This is a genomic window from Streptomyces sp. NPDC056347, from assembly GCF_042262625.1.
In the GTDB taxonomy this organism is placed as follows: domain Bacteria; phylum Actinomycetota; class Actinomycetes; order Streptomycetales; family Streptomycetaceae; genus Streptomyces.
In genome coordinates this window covers 38,172-52,904 of the sequence record NZ_JBHJQP010000030.1, presented here as the reverse complement: position 1 = coordinate 52,904, position 14,733 = coordinate 38,172, and the positions used below count along the sequence as shown (strand labels likewise).

Genomic DNA, 14,733 nt, shown 5'->3' with positions numbered 1-14,733 from the left:
GGGGCCGCCCCCCTCGGAGAGGAGTGCGGCCCACCGGCCTTCGAAACCCGTGCCGGGCGCCCGCCCGTACCGGCTCAGCGCACCTCGGTGATCTCGGGTCCGCGCTGGAGCTGGCCCATGCCGCCGGAGAACCGCGAGTTCTCCTGGCTCTCCTGCTGGACGCCCTCGGGCACCATCTGCGCGTCGTCGGGCAGCTTCAGGACGATCGGGTCGCGGGGAGCCATCGGGCCCTCGCCGCGCACGACCACGGTGTCCCGGAAGATCGTCTCCAGCAGCCCGGCGGCCTCCGGCTGCACGGCGCCCTGGCCGGAGATCACCCCGCGCAGGAACCAGCGGGGCCCGTCGACCCCGACGAAGCGCACCAGCTGCACGCCGTTCGTCCCGTCCGGGAGCTGTACGGGGACCTGGGCGCGCAGCTCCCAGCCCAGCGGGCCCTCGACCTCGTCGATGATCCCGCCCTGCTGGGTGATGCCCGTGGCGATCTCCTCACGGACCTCGCCCCAGATGCCTTCCTTCTTCGGCGCCGCGAACGCCTGCAGCTGGATGGCGCTGTCGTGCAGCACGACCGTGGCGGCGACGATCGCGTCACCGGCCACCTCGACCCGCAGTTCCATGCCCTCGACACCGGGCACGAAGACGCCGCCCAGGTCGACCCGGCCCTCGCCGGGCTGGGAGACCTCGGAGATGTCCCACGGTCCGTCGGGCCTGGGCGCCGGCGGAAGATTCACCCGGCGTGCGCCGGCACCGTCGGCGTCATCGAGCTCGTCGACGACCTGCTCGGCCTCGCGCGCTTCGTCCGCCACGTCCTCGGCGGAACCACTCTTCTTGCGACGTCCGAACACGTCACTGTCCTTCCCGGTCGGGTACGACCGAAGCGTAGCTGTTCCCGCCCTGGGTAATCCCGCCCCTGACGCCATCGACATCAACGGATCCGTGTCCCCCGGTGGATCCGAAGCCCCCCTCGCCACGGGCCGAACCGGGCAGCTCCGCCACTTCGTGGAACCGCACCTTCTCGACCTGCTGGACGACCAGCTGGGCAATCCGGTCGAACCGGTCGAACCGCACGGGCTCGCGCGGGTCGAGGTTGATGACGATGACCTTGATCTCTCCACGGTACCCGGCATCGACCGTCCCGGGGGCATTCACCAGGGCGACTCCGCACCGCGCGGCGAGTCCGGAGCGCGGGTGCACGAACGCGGCGTACCCGTCGGGCAGCGCGATCGACACCCCGGTGGGCAGCACCGCCCGCTCGCCGGGGGCCAGCTCGACGGCCTCGGTGGTGACCAGGTCGGCCCCGGCGTCGCCCGGGTGCCCGTAGGCCGGGATCGGCACGTCCGGGTCGACCCGGCGGATCAGTACGTCGACGGGCCGGCGCATCAGGGGTTCACCTCGAAGGCGCGGGCCCGGCGGACCTGGTCCGGATCGGCCATCGCGGCCCGGATCTCGGCGGGGCGGCCGTTCTCGATGAAGTGGTCGACCTTGACCTCGATGAAGAGCGCCTCGGCCCGGACCGCCACGGGCCCGTCCGGGCCGCCGATCCGGCCGGTGGCGCGGGAGTAGATCTTCCGGCCGTGCACCGCGGTGATCTCGGCGTCCAGGTGCAGCACGGTGTCCACCGGCACCGGGCGGACGAAGTCGGTCTCCAGCCGCCCGGTCACCGCGATCACCCGCAGCAGCCAGTTCAGCGAGCCGAGGGTCTCGTCCAGCGCGGTGGTCAGGATGCCGCCGTGCGCCAGCCCCGGGGCACCCTGGTGGGCGGCCTGCACGGTGAACTCGGCGGTGACACCGACGCCCTCGCCGGCCCGCGCCTGGAGGTGCAGCCCGTGCCGCTGTCCGTCGCCGCAGCCGAAGCAGTGCTCGTAATGCGCGCCGAGGAGTTCCCCGGGGGCCGGGGCGTCGGGGTGCCGGACCGGTTTCACCGCGTCGGCCGGGGGCGTCAGGGCCTCAGATGTTCCACTCACAGGCGCAGACCTTACCCGCGCGGCCGTCCGCGGGCCGCACCGTGCCAAGCTTGGGGCATGCAGCCTTCCACCCCGCCTTTCGACGAACGACTGACCGCCCCGCGTTCCTGGTGGCTCATCGCCCTTCTGATCGGGATCGCCTGCGCGCTGATGCTGCTGCCGCTGGGCGGCCTGCCCCTGCTGGCCGGTCTGGTGGGCGGTACGGCCCTGTCGGCGGTCGCCGTCAGCTCCTACGGCTCCGCCAGGATCCGGGTCGTGTCGGGCGCGCTGGTGGCCGGGGACGCCCGCATTCCGGTGACGGCGCTCGGCGAGGCCGAGGTGCTGGAGGGCGAGGAGGCGCGCGCCTGGCGTACGTACAAGGCGGACACCCGCGCGTTCATGCTGCTGCGGAGCTACATCCCGACGGCGGTCCGGGTGCCGGTGACCGACCCGCAGGACCCGACGCCGTACGTCTATCTGTCGACGCGCGAGCCGCGGGCCCTGGCGGCAGCCCTCGAGGCCGGCCGCCCGTAGGACCGCGCAGGGCGCGGCGCTATGCCTCCCGTTCGCCCGGGGGGCTCTCCAGCCTGCGCAGCAGGCCCTTGTGCAGGCCGGGCTGCCGCTCCAGCGGGGGCAGCTCGGGAAGCCGGTCCCAGGGCACCTGGCGCCCGCGCAGGTCCTTCCTGATGCGCTCGGCGAGCTTCTTGGTGTCGCGCCGGTTCATCAGCGCGCCGACGGCGGCGCCGACCAGGAACGGGGCCAGGCTCGGCAGATCGCGCGCCATGCGCTTCATGATCTGCTGGCGCAGCTCGCGCTTCATCTGGCCGCCCAGCGCGGCGTTGACCGTCGTGGGCTGGGAGACGTCGATACCGCGCTCCTCCGTCCAGGACGTGAGGTAGGCGGTGGAGCGCCGGCCGAGGCCGCCCGGCGGGCGCAGCCCGTAGACCTCGTGCAGCTCGGCGACGAGCTTCATCTCGATCGCGGCGACGCCGGTGACCTCCGCCGCCAGCTCGGCGAGCATGGCGGGCGGTACGGGCATCATGGCCGCCGCGCCGATTCCGGCGCCGACGGTGGCGCTGGCCCTGCTCGCCCCCGCGACGAGCCGGTCGGCGAGCTCCTCCGGACCGAGTCCGGGGAACTGCCTGCGCAAGGTGGCGAGATCACGCACAGGGATGCGGGGAGCGTTGTCGATGATCAGGTCAGCGATCTGACCTATCGCCGCCTTGGCACTCTCCCCGCCCTTGCGTACGCCCCGTTTCACTGAACTCAGACGGCCTGCCCCGGTCACGGGCTCCGTCCTGTCGACCTGTCCGGCCCTGTCGGCCGTGTCGACCTCCGCGGCTGTCGCCGCTTCCTGCTCGGCCGCTGCCGCCGCTTCGACGGCTGCCGCGACCACCGCTTCGAGCGAGGCCGACCGGCCCCGCTCGCCGTCCCGCCCGCCCGGGGAGGGCGACAGGGCGGACCGCTCGACGGACGCTGCCGCGCCCTGTGCCGAGCCTGTGCCGCCCTGATACGCCTCCGACGACCGCTTGCGCCGGAAGCGCCGCTTCCGGGACGGTGTGTCGCCTGTCACGGTCTGCCGGACCTAGTCGCAGTCGCGGCAGATCGGCTGGCCGTTCTTCTCCCGTGCCAGCTGGCTCCTGTGGTGCACGAGGAAGCAGCTCATGCACGTGAACTCATCGGCCTGCTTGGGCAGGACCCGTACGGCCAGCTCCTCGTTGGACAGGTCCGCGCCGGGCAGCTCCAGTCCTTCGGCCGCGTCGAATTCGTCGACGTCGACGGCGGAGGCCGTCTTGTCGCTCCGACGAGCCTTGAGTTCTTCCAGGCTGTCCTGATCGACGTCGTCGTCGGTCTTGCGTGGGGTGTCGTAATCCGTTGCCATGTCGCTCTCCCCCTCTGGGTGTCTGCGGGTGTCTCAGCGCACGTAACGCGTGAGAGGTCGGACTTTGTGCCCGACCTGAGGCGGAGATTTTGCCTCACATCAAGGTCTGTTACTCAATCGACACCCAAGAGGACCGCTCGAGAGCGGCCGGCTTGGGTGGCGAAGGGGACCGTACACGGTCCCGGCGTCACGCTCCACGGGCGCCACCCCGTGTACTTCCCGTGATACTCGGCCCCGAAAACCCCGACTTTTACGGGCTTTCCCCTGGGGTCGGCGATCACGGAGCGTTGCTGGCGAGAAATTCGTTCTTGTGATCGATCACACACGGATCACCCGGGCCCAGGTCCCGAAAATTCCGCTCAAAGCGAACAATCCCGTCCGCCTTCGAATCGCTTCGCGCGACCTCTCACACCGGGAGTGAGACACGCATCACAAGGCCACCGCCCTCGCGGGGCTCCGCGATGATACGGCCGCCGTGGGCGCGCGCCACGGACCGCGCGATCGACAGGCCGAGCCCGACCCCCTTGTCGCTGCCCGTCCGCTCCGTACGCAGCCGCCTGAAGGGCTCGAAGAGGTTGTCGATCTCGTAGGCCGGCACCACGGGGCCGGTGTTCGAGACCACCAGCAGCGCCTGGCCGCCCGCGAGCTCGGTGGTGACCTCCACCCAGCCGTCCTCGGGGACGTTGTACCGCACGGCGTTCTGCACCAGGTTCAGCGCGATCCGCTCCAGCAGGACGCCGTTGCCCTGGACGACGGCGGGGGCCCGCTCGCCGCGGATCTCCACCCCGCGCTCCTCCGCCTCGCCGCGCGTCTGGTCGATCGCCCGGGAGGCGACCTCCGCGAGGTCGACCGGTTTGCGCTCGACGATCTGGTTGTCGCTGCGGGCCAGCAGCAGCAGACCCTCCACCAGCTGCTCGCTGCGCTCATTGGTGGCGAGCAGCGTCTTGCCCAGCTGTTTGAGCTCCGGCGGGGCCTGGGGGTCGGAGAGGTGGACCTCCAGCAGCGTGCGGTTGATCGCGAGCGGCGTGCGCAGCTCGTGCGAGGCATTGCCGACGAACCGCTGCTGGGCGGTGAAGGCCCGCTCCAGCCGGTCCAGCATCTCGTCGAAGGTGTCGGCCAGCTCCTTCAGCTCGTCGTCCGGGCCGTCCAGCTCGATCCGGCGGGAGAGATCCGTCCCGGCCACCCGGCGGGCGGTGCGGGTGATCCGGCCCAGCGGCGAGAGCACCCGCCCGGCCATCGCGTAGCCGAAGGCGAAGGCGATGACGCTCAGCCCCACCAGGGCCAGCAGCGAGCGGTTCAGGAGCGTGTCGAGCGCCTGCTGGCGCTGGTGGTTGACGCAGGAGTTCATCGCCGCGTTGAAGGCGTCCGGCGACGCCTTCTCCGGCAGGTTGCAGATCTTGCTGGTGACCTGCCCGTTGACGATCGTGAACGGCAGTTCACTGCCCACGTGCAGGGCCTGGGCGGCCAGCATGTAGATGATCGACAGCAGCAGGATGCCCGCGATCAGGAACATGCCGCCGTAGAGCAGCGTGAGCCGTATCCGGAGGGTCGGACGCAGCCAGTAGGGGGGCTCCTGCGGCTTGGGTTCCCAGGTGGGCTTCGGAGGCGTCGCGGGCGGCGCGGGGACGGCGGGCACCGGCCGTCAGATCCGGTATCCGGAGCCGGGCACGGTGACGATCACCGGCGGCTCGCCGAGTTTGCGGCGCAGTGTCATGACCGTCACCCGGACGACATTGGTGAACGGGTCGGTGTTCTCGTCCCAGGCCTTCTCCAGCAGCTGCTCGGCCGAGACGACCGCGCCCTCGCTGCGCATCAGGACCTCCAGCACGGCGAACTCCTTCGGCGCGAGCTGGACCTCGCTCTCGCCCCGGAAGACCTCGCGCCGGTTCGGGTCGAGGCGGATTCCGGCCCGCTCCAGGACGGGCGGCAGCGCCACCGTCGTACGGCGGCCGAGCGCCCGCACCCGTGCCGTGAGCTCGCTGAAGGCGAACGGCTTGGGCAGGTAGTCGTCGGCGCCCAGCTCCAGGCCCTCGACCCGGTCGCTGACATCGCCGGACGCGGTGAGCATCAGCACCCGGGTGGGGATGCCCAGCTCGACGACCCGGCGGCAGACGTCGTCGCCGTGGACCAGGGGGAGGTCGCGGTCCAGCACCACGACGTCGTAGTCGTTGACCTCGATGCGCTCCACGGCCGCCGCGCCGTCGTACACGACATCGACGGCCATGGCCTCGCGGCGCAATCCGGTGGCCACCGCATCGGCGAGCAGCTGCTCGTCCTCCACGACGAGTACGCGCACGGCGCTGTCCTTCCTTAGTGACTTCAGAACGTGACGAAAAACCCACGGTCCGTGTCCGGATCGCCCGCGGGCGGGGTCTGTGCGGCTCCATCCTGCCCGCAACACGCATAAACCGGCGGTAAGGCGACGCTGCCCCACCTGGGGCTCAAGGGAATTCAACGGATTTTCCGCCCAGTTGAGGTTTCTCGGGCCCAAGGCCCGGGGAGGACGAATGCACACCCGAGATCACGCCTTGAATGTGGCCGTGCCACAGGCCGCTCCGTCCCCGGAGAGCGCGTGATCACCCGCCCTACCGCCACCGCGCGGAGGGAAACCCCGGGCACACCCCCGTGCCACCGACCCACGATGAGGGGGCGCATTATGGACGCTTTCACCGCAGGTCTGCTGCAGCGGATCAGGACCACCGAGCACGACCTCACCCGGGCCCGCGAGACGGGCGACGACTTCCTCGCGGACGTCGAGCAGAGCGAACTGGACGACCTCCACCGCCTCGCCGCCGAACACGGTGTCGAGATCGGCGCCGGCAGCGTCTGAGCACATCGGTGGGCAGGGCCCCTGATGCCGTTCACCGGCGTCGGGGGCCCTGCCCGTGTGCGGGACCGCCCGGTCCGCGCCGGCCGTGTTCCGCCGGACGAAGGCGCTAGTCGTGCCAGGCGCCGTACTCCTCCAGGAGGGCCTGGAGCGGCTCGAAGACGCCAGGGGTGGCGGCGACCGTCAGGTCTCCGTCGGCAGGCAGGCCGGGGCGTCCGCCGGTGTACGCGCCCGCCTCGCGGGCGATGAGGTCGCCCGCCGCCAGGTCCCAGGGGTGCAGCCCTCGCTCGTAGTAGCCGTCGAGGCGCCCCGCGGCCACGTCGCAGAGGTCCACGGCGGCGGAACCGCTGCGCCGGATGTCGCGCAGCCGCGGGATGAGCCGCCGCGCCACGTCGGCCTGGTGCGTACGGACGTCGGTGACGTAGTTGAAGCCGGTCGAGACGAGCGCCTGGTCGAGCGGGGGCGCGGGGCGGCAGCGCAGCGCGGTGTCCTCGCCGTAGGTGCCGCCCGCGGCGTGGGCGCCGCCGCCGAGCACCGCCCAGTAGGTTTCACCTCGCATGGGGGCCTCCACGACACCCGCCACCCGTTCGCCCTCCCGCTCGACGGCGATGGAGACGGCCCAGGTGGGGAGGCCGTAGAGGTAGTTCACCGTGCCGTCCAGCGGGTCGATGACCCAACGGACGCCACTGCTCCCCTCGGTGGCGCCGCCTTCCTCGCCGACGAAGCCGTCGTGCGGGCGGCGCTCCCGCAGGAAGCCGGTGATCAGCTTCTCGGCGGCGATGTCCATCTCGGTGACGACGTCGATCGGGCTGGACTTGGTCGCGGCCACGCCCAGATCGGCCGGGCGGCGGTCACGGAGCAGCGCGCCCGCCCGGGCGGCGGCGTCCAGGGCGAGACCGAGCAGGGTGTCCGGGTCGTGTTCGATCACGGCTCTCCAGAGGTCGGTGGGTGTACGGCGGGCTCTTACGCGTACGGGCTGTCGGCGCCCGCGGCGGCCGTCCTGGCGGTACGGGCCGGGCAGCAGCCGACCGGGCAGAGGTCGTGGGACGGCCCCAGCTCGCCCAGCGCACACCGCTCCACGCGCTCCGCCCGCTCGGTGGCGGCGCGCTCCAGCACCAGCTCGCGCACGGCGGCCGCGAACCGCGGATCGGCGCCCACGGTCGCGGATCGGCGCACCGGCAGGCCCAGCTCGGCGGCCTTCGCGGTGGCCTCGGTGTCGAGGTCGTACAGCACTTCCATGTGGTCCGAGACGAAGCCGATGGGGGCCATCACCACGGCGGGCACCCCGTCCGCGTGCAGCGCCTCCAGGTGGTCGCAGATGTCGGGCTCCAGCCACGGGATGTGCGGGGCGCCGCTGCGCGACTGGTAGACGAGCCGCCAGGGGTACTCGACGCCGGTCTCCTCGCGCACCGCGTCGACGATCAGCCGGGCGACGTCGAGGTGCTCGGCGACGTAGGCGCCGCCGTCGCCGTGCGCCTCCACCGGACCGGAGGTGTCGGCGGCGGAGGTGGGGATGGAGTGCGTGGTGAAGGCGAGGTGCGCCCCGGCCCGTACGTCCTCGGGGAGGTCGGCCAGCGAGGCGAGGACGCCCTCCACCATGGGGGTCACGAACCCGGGGTGGTTGAAGTAGTGGCGGAGCTTGTCGACCCGCGGCACGGGCAGTCCCTCGGCCTCCAGCGCGGCCAGCGAGTCGGCGAGGTTCTCCCGGTACTGCCGGCAGCCGGAGTAGGAGGCGTAGGCGCTGGTGGCGAGGACCGCGATGCGGCGGTGCCCGGCGTTGGTCATCTCGCGCAGGGTGTCGGTCAGGTACGGCGCCCAGTTGCGGTTGCCCCAGTGGACCGGCAGATCCAGCCCGTGCTCGGCGAAGTCCTTGCGCAGGGCGTCCAGCAGGGCCCGGTTCTGGGCGTTGATCGGACTGACCCCGTCGAACAGGAAGTAGTGCTTGCCGACCTCCTTGAGCCGCTCCTCGGGAATACCCCGGCCCCGGGTCACGTTCGCGAGGAACGGAACCACGTCGTCCGGGCCTTCGGGACCACCGAAGGAAAGCAGCAGCAGGGCGTCGTAGGGGGCGGGATCGCGCAGATCGGACATGACGTCGATCCTGCCACTCCCGCCGGGCCGCCCCTCCACCGACATCTCCTCCCGGCCGCCCCCGACGCCTGGCCGATCCGCCCGACCGTAGGCTGTATCGGCTGAAAGCACGCTGTTTCGACGCCTATGACCACGCTGCCCCGGAGCACCTCTTGCCCAGTCCCTACCGCGCGATATTCGCCGTCCCCGGCACCAAGGAGTTCTCGGCGGCCGGATTCCTCGGCCGCATGCCGCTGTCCATGATGGGCATCGGCGTCGTGACGATGATTTCCCAGCTCACCGGGCGCTACGGACTGGCCGGGGCGCTGTCGGCGACGATGGCGATGTCGGCGGCGGTGCTCGGCCCGCTGATCTCCCGGCTCGTCGACCGGCACGGGCAGCGCCGCGTGCTGCGCCCCGCCAGCCTCGTCGCGCTGGCGGCGACGGCCGGACTGCTGGTCTGCGCGCAGCAGCGGCTGGCCGACTGGACCCTCTTCGTCTTCGCGACGGGCGTCGGCTCCATCCCCAGCGTCGGTTCGATGATCCGGGCCCGCTGGGCGGACATCTACCAGGGCTCGCCGCGGGATCTGCACACCGCGTACGCCTGGGAGTCGATCGTCGACGAGGCGTGCTTCATCGTCGGGCCGATCATCTCGATCGGCCTGTCCACCATCTGGTTCCCGGAGGCCGGGCCGCTCCTGGCTGCGGTGTTCCTGCTGGTCGGCGTCGTGTGGCTGACCTCGCAGCGGTCCACCGAGCCGGTCCCGCACCCGCGCAGGCAGCAGGGCGGCGGCTCCGCGCTGCGTTCCCCCGGGCTCCAGGTGCTCGTGGTGACCTTCGTGGCCACCGGGATGGTCTTCGGGGCCGTCGACGTGGTCACCGTGGCGTTCGCCGAGGAACAGGGCCACAAGGCCGCGGCGAGCCTGGTGCTGGCCGTGTACGCGCTGGGTTCGTGCCTGGCGGGAGCGGTCTTCGGGCTGCTCCATCTCAAGGGGCGGGCGAACATCCGGTGGCTGGTGGGCGTGTGCGCGATGGCCGTGAGTATGATCCCCCTCCAACTGGCCGGGAGCCTGCCGTTCCTGGCCGTGGCGCTCTTCGTCGCGGGCCTCGCCATCGCACCCACGATGGTCACCACCATGGCTCTCGTCGAGCAGCACGTACCGCGTTCCGAGCTGACCGAGGGCATGACCTGGACGAGCACCGGGCTGGCCGTCGGCGTGGCGCTCGGCTCCTCGGCCGCAGGCTGGGTGGTCGACGCCTCGGGGGCCGAGTCGGGGTACGTGGTGTCCCTCGTGGCGGGAGCGCTCGCGGCCGCGGTGGCGTTCCTGGGGTATCGCCGGCTCAGCGGGCCGGTTCCTAGGGAAGGGCACGCGGAAGATGACCGACGTACGGACGAAAGCGAACGCGTGGCGTAACTGGGCCGGGAATGTCACCGCCCGTCCGGTACGGGCCGTGTCCCCCGCATCCGTACCGGAGCTGGCCGAGGTCCTGCGCCGGGCCTCTCGGGACGGCCTGCGGGTGAAGCCGGTCGGCACCGGACACTCGTTCACCGCGGCGGCCGCCACCGACGGCGTGCTGATCCGCCCGGACCTGCTCACCGGCATCCGGAGCATCGACCGCGAGGCGATGACGGTGACCGTCGAGGCCGGTACCCCTCTGAAGCGGCTGAACGCCGCCCTGGCCCGGGAGGGCCTCTCGCTCACCAACATGGGCGACATCATGGAGCAGACGGTCGCGGGCGCCACCTCGACCGGCACCCACGGCACCGGCCGTGACTCGGCGTCCATATCCGCCCAGATCCGGGCCCTGGAGCTGGTCACCGCCGACGGCACGGTGCTGACCTGCTCGGAGCGGGAGAACGCCGACATCTTCGCCGTGGCCCGGATCGGGCTCGGCGCGCTGGGTGTCGTCACGGCGATCACCTTCGCCGTCGAGCCGGTCTTCCTGCTGACGGCCCGCGAGGAGCCGATGGGCTTCGACCGGATCATGAGCGACTTCGACGAGCTGGTCGCCGAGAACGAGCACTTCGAGTTCTACTGGTTCCCGCACACCGGGAACTGCAACACCAAGCGCAACAACCGCAGCGCGGGCCCCGCCGCCCCGCCCGGAAAGGTCAGCGGCTGGATCGAGGACGAGCTCCTCTCCAACGGGCTCTTCCAGGTGGCCTGCTCGCTCGGCCACGCGGTGCCCGCCACCGTCCCGTCGATCGCCAGGCTCTCCAGCCGCGCCCTGTCGGCCCGGACCTACACCGACATCCCGTACAAGGTCTTCACCAGCCCGCGCCGGGTCCGCTTCGTGGAGATGGAGTACGCGGTGCCGCGCGAGGCGGCCGTGGAGGCGCTGCGCGAGCTGAAGGCGATGGTGGAGCGCTCGCCGCTGCGGATCAGCTTCCCGGTGGAGGTCCGCACCGCCCCCGCCGACGACATCGCGCTCTCCACGGCCTCGGGCCGGGAGAGCGCGTACATCGCCGTCCACCTCTACCGGGGCACGCCGTACCAGGCGTACTTCACCGCGGTGGAGCGCATCATGACCGCCCACGCCGGGCGCCCGCACTGGGGGAAGGTGAACACCCGCGACGCCGAGTACCTGGCCGGGGTGTACCCGCGCTTCGGCGAGTTCACCGCGGTACGCGACCGGCTGGATCCGGACCGGCTCTTCGGCAACGACTACCTGCGCCGGGTCCTGGGCGAGTAGCGCCGTTCACCGTCCGGTGCCGGTGCCCGCCGCGGCGCCGTCGCCCTGGGCCGGGGCCTGGCCGCCCGCGGGGGCCGGGTCGGTGGTGGGGTCGCCGGAGGGCTCCGGGGCGGGCGCCGTCGCCGGGGACGACGGGTCCGTACCGCCGCCGGTGCCGCCGGACGGCGCGGGGTCGGGGGTCGGGCCGGTGGAGGGCAGGCCGCCCCCACCGGTGTCCGGGGTCCGGCTCGCGCCGCCCTGCGGGTCCGTGCCGGGCGCCGTGCCGCTCTCCCGGTGCGGTGTCCCTTCCCGGCCGGGGCTCGTGGACGGTGCCGGGGTGTCCGTACCGGCGCCCCGATCGCCGCCGCCGCGCACGACGGAGCCGACGGTCGTCCCGTGGCCACCGCTCAGATCGCCGCCGGAGAGCAGCTCGTACGTGGTGATCCCGGCCATGGTGAGGACGAAAACCATCGCCGCGCCGAGCGCCGAGCGCTTCCAGCCGCGCAGCCGGGTGCCGTGCGTGGTGGCCTCCGAGAACTCCCCGTCGGCCACGGGCAGCACCGCGGTGGCGTCCGCGGCCCCGGCAGGGCCCCGGGCCGGTGCCCCGCGCCCTCGCGTCCTCGTCGCACCCGTCCCGCGCGCCTGCACGGTCACGTCGCGGATCTGCTCCCCGGTACGCCGGAAGAAGTGCTGGAAGACCGAGCCGCCGCAGGTGGCGACGATGCTCATGACCCCGGCGCCGAGAATCGTTCCGTACACACCCAGCTGGGAGGCCGCCACCGCGGCCGCGACCGCCGCCACGGCGCTGCCCGCGACTTGCGGCAGGCTCAGATCAATGCGCCTTTCCTTGGGTTCTATGTCACTTTCCGGCTTCTGCACCATTTCCAGCCCTCTGTTGACATCTCTCCCACCATGCAACAGGAAGGGACATTTGAGCGAAGTGATTAGTTCCGCTTCCGGGGATTCTGTGAAGCAGGACACCCCTCGGCGATCCGCCGGGCCACCGCACCCCTCCAACTGCCGGACCTCGGGAGAACTTCGACGGCGCGGCGCTCCACCCTGATGGCCCGAATGGAGTACTGTGTCGAGCCCTGGGGCCGGACGTCCGTGCGGGCGTTCCGGATCTTCAAAAAGGGAGCCGAAGGAGGCACTCGATCCGGCGGCGCCGCGGCATCGCACGGGGACTGGCTACATGAGGTGACCATTGGTCACTTTCTGTTGCAGAATGGGTCACCGTGTCATACCGGCGGTCAAGGGCTCGCGCCCGGCACACCGGGCAACACGGCAATGTTGTGGCAGGCTGCACCCGGGCAGGCCACACTCGACTAGCGGAAGCAGCGACGCACGTGACGTCGGCAGGCACCACCCGGGAGGTCCCCATGCCCGAACTGCGTGTCGTGGCCGTCTCCAACGACGGCACACGACTGGTGCTCAAGGCTGCTGACAGCACGGAGTACACACTCCCGATCGACGAGCGGCTGCGGGCCGCCGTGCGCAACGACCGCGCGCGCCTCGGCCAGATCGAGATCGAGGTGGAGAGCCACCTCCGTCCCCGCGACATCCAGGCCCGGATACGAGCCGGCGCCTCCGCCGAGGAGGTCGCCCAGTTCGCCGGGATTCCGGTCGACCGTGTCCGCCGCTTCGAGGGCCCCGTGCTCGCGGAGCGCGCCTTCATGGCCGAGCGGGCCCGCAAGACCCCCGTACGCCGCCCCGGCGAGAACACCGGCCCCCAGCTCGGCGAGGCCGTGCAGGAACGGCTGCTGCTGCGGGGCGCCGACAAGGAGTCCGTGCAGTGGGACTCCTGGCGCCGGGACGACGGCACCTGGGAGGTCCTCCTGGTCTACCGGGTCGCGGGCGAGCCGCACTCGGCCAGCTGGACGTACGACGCGCCGCGCCGCCTGGTGCAGGCCGTGGACGACGAGGCGCGATCGCTGATCGGCGAGACCGACGACGTGGCCGCCCCGGAGCCCAGCTTCCCGTTCGTGCCCCGGATCGCCCGGCTGCCGCGCGACCGGCCGCTGGACCGTGCCCTGGACCGCCAGATCGAACGCCCCACGGCTCCGCCGCCCCCGCCGGAGCCGGAGGAGCACATCGCGTCGGTCTCGGCCGGTGAACGCGATTCGCTGACCAGCCTGCTGGAGGCGGTGCCGAGCTTCCGCGGCGACATGGTGGTACCGGAACGCCCCTCCCCGCCCGAGCCGCCCGCCATCGAGCCCGCCGTGCAGGAACCCGGGGCGGACGAACCGCCCGCGGCGGCCTCCGCCGGTGCCGGTTCCGCCTACGCCGACGTGCTGATGCCGAGGGCGGTGGCCGGTCACCGCGACCGGCTGACCGGGACGACGGACCGTCAGGCCGAGGCGGACGGCGTCCGGCCCGGCCGCCGGGCCGCCGTCCCGACCTGGGACGAGATCGTCTTCGGTACGCGCCGCAAGAAGCAGGACTGAGCAGGATTCACCACGGCATGAGGAGGGCCCGTACGCCATCGCGTGCGGGCCTTCCTGCCGATGCGCCGTTACTGGGGCTCGGGACCCGTGGCGACCGGGCGGGACTCGTCACCGGACCACTCGGACCAGGAGCCCGCGTACAGCGCGGCGGGCAGCCCCGCGACGGCCAGAGCCAGCACCTCATGGGCGCCGGAGACCCCGGACCCGCAGTAGACGCCGATCTCCTGCGCCCGGTCGGCGCCGAGCGCCCGGAAGCGCGCCGCCAGCTCCTCGGGGGGCAGGAAGCGGCCGTCGGCCCCGGTGTTCTCGGAGGTCGGCGCGGATACGGCGCCGGGGATGTGGCCGCCCACACGGTCGATCGGCTCCACGTCGCCCCGGTAGCGCTCGGCGGCCCGCGCGTCGAGCAGCAGGCCGGAACGGGCGAGCGCGGCGGCCCCGTCCGCGTCGAGCAGCGACAGCGCCCCGGGGGCGGGGCGGAAGTCGCCCTCGGCCGGAGCGGGGGTCTCCTTCTGCAGCTCGCCCGGCCAGGCGGCGAGGCCGCCGTCCAGGACCCGGACGTTCCCGTGCCCCGTCCAGCGCAGCAGCCACCAGGCGCGCGCCGCCGCCCAGCCCTGACCGCCGTCGTACACCACCACCGGGGTGTCCCGGGAGACGCCTGCCCGGCGCATGACCGCCCCGAACTCCTCCGTGTCGGGCAACGGGTGGCGGCCGCCGCGCCCGGGCGGACCGGCGAGTTCCGTGTCCAGGTCGACGAAGACCGCGCCGGGGATGTGCCCGGCCTCGTAGTCGGGCCGGCCGTGCGGGCCGCCCAGCTGCCAACGTACGTCCAGGAGCACCGGCGGACGTGGCCCCGCCGACTCGCTCACGTATTCGGATGCGGTGATGATGGGCTTCATG

General features: G+C 72.4%; 16 protein-coding genes. 5 read left to right on the top strand and 11 right to left on the bottom strand.

Annotated features, from left to right (window positions below; translation table 11 throughout):
* Window positions 1-74 precede the first annotated feature (74 nt).
* From ACFCV8_RS10380 to ACFCV8_RS10370, 3 genes are read right to left on the bottom strand one after another with little or no spacing between them, the layout of a single operon-like run.
* Complete coding sequence (locus ACFCV8_RS10380; RefSeq protein ID WP_376684880.1) at window positions 75-842, bottom strand: DUF3710 domain-containing protein; 768 nt, start codon at window positions 840-842, stop codon at window positions 75-77.
* Window position 843: 1 nt separating this feature from the next.
* Window positions 844-1,377, bottom strand: a complete 534-nt coding sequence (gene dut / locus ACFCV8_RS10375) for a dUTP diphosphatase (protein ID WP_376684879.1) — start codon at window positions 1,375-1,377, stop codon at window positions 844-846.
* Entirely contained in the window at window positions 1,377-1,961 is a 585-nt protein-coding gene (locus ACFCV8_RS10370; protein ID WP_376684878.1) for a PaaI family thioesterase, read from the bottom strand. The genes dut and ACFCV8_RS10370 overlap by 1 nt, the downstream gene beginning before the upstream one ends.
* 57 nt (window positions 1,962-2,018) lie before the next feature.
* On the opposite strand from ACFCV8_RS10370, the gene ACFCV8_RS10365 reads away from it, so the two are divergent.
* Entirely contained in the window at window positions 2,019-2,474 is a 456-nt protein-coding gene (locus ACFCV8_RS10365; RefSeq protein ID WP_376684877.1) for a DUF3093 domain-containing protein, read from the top strand.
* Between the two features lie 19 nt (window positions 2,475-2,493).
* On the opposite strand, the gene ACFCV8_RS10360 is transcribed toward ACFCV8_RS10365, so the two are convergent.
* The 4 genes from ACFCV8_RS10360 to ACFCV8_RS10345 all read right to left on the bottom strand — a co-directional run bounded on the left by ACFCV8_RS10360 (window position 2,494) and on the right by ACFCV8_RS10345 (window position 6,118).
* Window positions 2,494-3,513, bottom strand: a complete 1,020-nt coding sequence (locus ACFCV8_RS10360; RefSeq protein ID WP_376684876.1) for a hypothetical protein — start codon at window positions 3,511-3,513, stop codon at window positions 2,494-2,496.
* A gap of 12 nt (window positions 3,514-3,525) precedes the next feature.
* Window positions 3,526-3,822, bottom strand: a complete 297-nt coding sequence (locus ACFCV8_RS10355) for a DUF4193 domain-containing protein (protein ID WP_003965732.1) — start codon at window positions 3,820-3,822, stop codon at window positions 3,526-3,528.
* Between the two features lie 406 nt (window positions 3,823-4,228).
* Entirely contained in the window at window positions 4,229-5,458 is a 1,230-nt protein-coding gene (locus ACFCV8_RS10350) for a sensor histidine kinase (RefSeq protein WP_376684875.1), read from the bottom strand.
* Window positions 5,459-5,464: 6 nt separating this feature from the next.
* The gene (locus ACFCV8_RS10345) at window positions 5,465-6,118 is read right to left on the bottom strand and encodes a response regulator transcription factor (protein ID WP_376684874.1); all 654 of its coding nucleotides are present in this window, start codon (window positions 6,116-6,118) and stop codon (window positions 5,465-5,467) included.
* A 360-nt stretch (window positions 6,119-6,478) separates the two neighbouring features.
* Here ACFCV8_RS10345 and ACFCV8_RS10340 point away from each other — a divergent pair, with 360 nt between their 5' ends.
* Window positions 6,479-6,652, top strand: coding sequence for a hypothetical protein (locus tag ACFCV8_RS10340; protein ID WP_376684873.1), 174 nt, complete (start codon window positions 6,479-6,481; stop codon window positions 6,650-6,652).
* A gap of 106 nt (window positions 6,653-6,758) precedes the next feature.
* On the opposite strand, the gene ACFCV8_RS10335 is transcribed toward ACFCV8_RS10340, so the two are convergent.
* Window positions 6,759-7,577, bottom strand: coding sequence for an inositol monophosphatase family protein (locus ACFCV8_RS10335; protein ID WP_376684872.1), 819 nt, complete (start codon window positions 7,575-7,577; stop codon window positions 6,759-6,761).
* Between the two features lie 35 nt (window positions 7,578-7,612).
* A complete protein-coding gene (locus ACFCV8_RS10330; RefSeq protein WP_376684871.1) occupies window positions 7,613-8,740 on the bottom strand; it encodes a ferrochelatase in 1,128 nt (375 codons plus the stop codon).
* Between the two features lie 152 nt (window positions 8,741-8,892).
* On the opposite strand from ACFCV8_RS10330, the gene ACFCV8_RS10325 reads away from it, so the two are divergent.
* Both ACFCV8_RS10325 and ACFCV8_RS10320 read left to right on the top strand, forming a co-directional pair.
* Window positions 8,893-10,134 (top strand): MFS transporter, encoded by a 1,242-nt coding sequence (locus ACFCV8_RS10325; RefSeq protein ID WP_376684870.1) that lies wholly within the window; start codon window positions 8,893-8,895, stop codon window positions 10,132-10,134.
* On the top strand, window positions 10,097-11,413 hold the full coding sequence (locus ACFCV8_RS10320; protein ID WP_376684869.1) for a D-arabinono-1,4-lactone oxidase: 1,317 nt from the start codon (window positions 10,097-10,099) through the stop codon (window positions 11,411-11,413). The genes ACFCV8_RS10325 and ACFCV8_RS10320 overlap by 38 nt, the downstream gene beginning before the upstream one ends.
* Before the next feature lie 6 nt (window positions 11,414-11,419).
* Here the strand turns inward: ACFCV8_RS10320 and ACFCV8_RS10315 are convergent, their stop codons facing one another.
* The gene (locus ACFCV8_RS10315; RefSeq protein WP_376684868.1) at window positions 11,420-12,274 is read right to left on the bottom strand and encodes a hypothetical protein; all 855 of its coding nucleotides are present in this window, start codon (window positions 12,272-12,274) and stop codon (window positions 11,420-11,422) included.
* A 497-nt stretch (window positions 12,275-12,771) separates the two neighbouring features.
* Here ACFCV8_RS10315 and sepH point away from each other — a divergent pair, with 497 nt between their 5' ends.
* On the top strand, window positions 12,772-13,836 hold the full coding sequence (gene sepH / locus ACFCV8_RS10310) for a septation protein SepH (protein WP_376684867.1): 1,065 nt from the start codon (window positions 12,772-12,774) through the stop codon (window positions 13,834-13,836).
* A gap of 68 nt (window positions 13,837-13,904) precedes the next feature.
* Here sepH and ACFCV8_RS10305 read toward each other — a convergent pair whose 3' ends face one another.
* Window positions 13,905-14,732 carry a sulfurtransferase gene (locus tag ACFCV8_RS10305; RefSeq protein ID WP_376684866.1) on the bottom strand — a complete coding sequence of 276 codons (828 nt, stop codon included), beginning with the start codon at window positions 14,730-14,732 and terminating at the stop codon, window positions 13,905-13,907.
* Window position 14,733 lies beyond the last annotated feature (1 nt).

What these genes read in the sequence shown, in the direction of transcription:
- ACFCV8_RS10365 (WP_376684877.1), top strand. Translation starts at nt 2,019, where the DNA reads ATGCAGCCTTCCACCCCGCCTTTCGACGAACGACTGACCGCCCCGCGT.
- ACFCV8_RS10315 (WP_376684868.1), bottom strand. Translation starts at nt 12,274, where the DNA reads ATGGTGCAGAAGCCGGAAAGTGACATAGAACCCAAGGAAAGGCGCATT.
- dut (WP_376684879.1), bottom strand. Translation starts at nt 1,377, where the DNA reads ATGCGCCGGCCCGTCGACGTACTGATCCGCCGGGTCGACCCGGACGTG.
- ACFCV8_RS10340 (WP_376684873.1), top strand. Translation starts at nt 6,479, where the DNA reads ATGGACGCTTTCACCGCAGGTCTGCTGCAGCGGATCAGGACCACCGAG.
- ACFCV8_RS10330 (WP_376684871.1), bottom strand. Translation starts at nt 8,740, where the DNA reads ATGTCCGATCTGCGCGATCCCGCCCCCTACGACGCCCTGCTGCTGCTT.
- ACFCV8_RS10320 (WP_376684869.1), top strand. Translation starts at nt 10,097, where the DNA reads ATGACCGACGTACGGACGAAAGCGAACGCGTGGCGTAACTGGGCCGGG.
- ACFCV8_RS10305 (WP_376684866.1), bottom strand. Translation starts at nt 14,732, where the DNA reads ATGAAGCCCATCATCACCGCATCCGAATACGTGAGCGAGTCGGCGGGG.
- ACFCV8_RS10355 (WP_003965732.1), bottom strand. Translation starts at nt 3,822, where the DNA reads ATGGCAACGGATTACGACACCCCACGCAAGACCGACGACGACGTCGAT.
- sepH (WP_376684867.1), top strand. Translation starts at nt 12,772, where the DNA reads ATGCCCGAACTGCGTGTCGTGGCCGTCTCCAACGACGGCACACGACTG.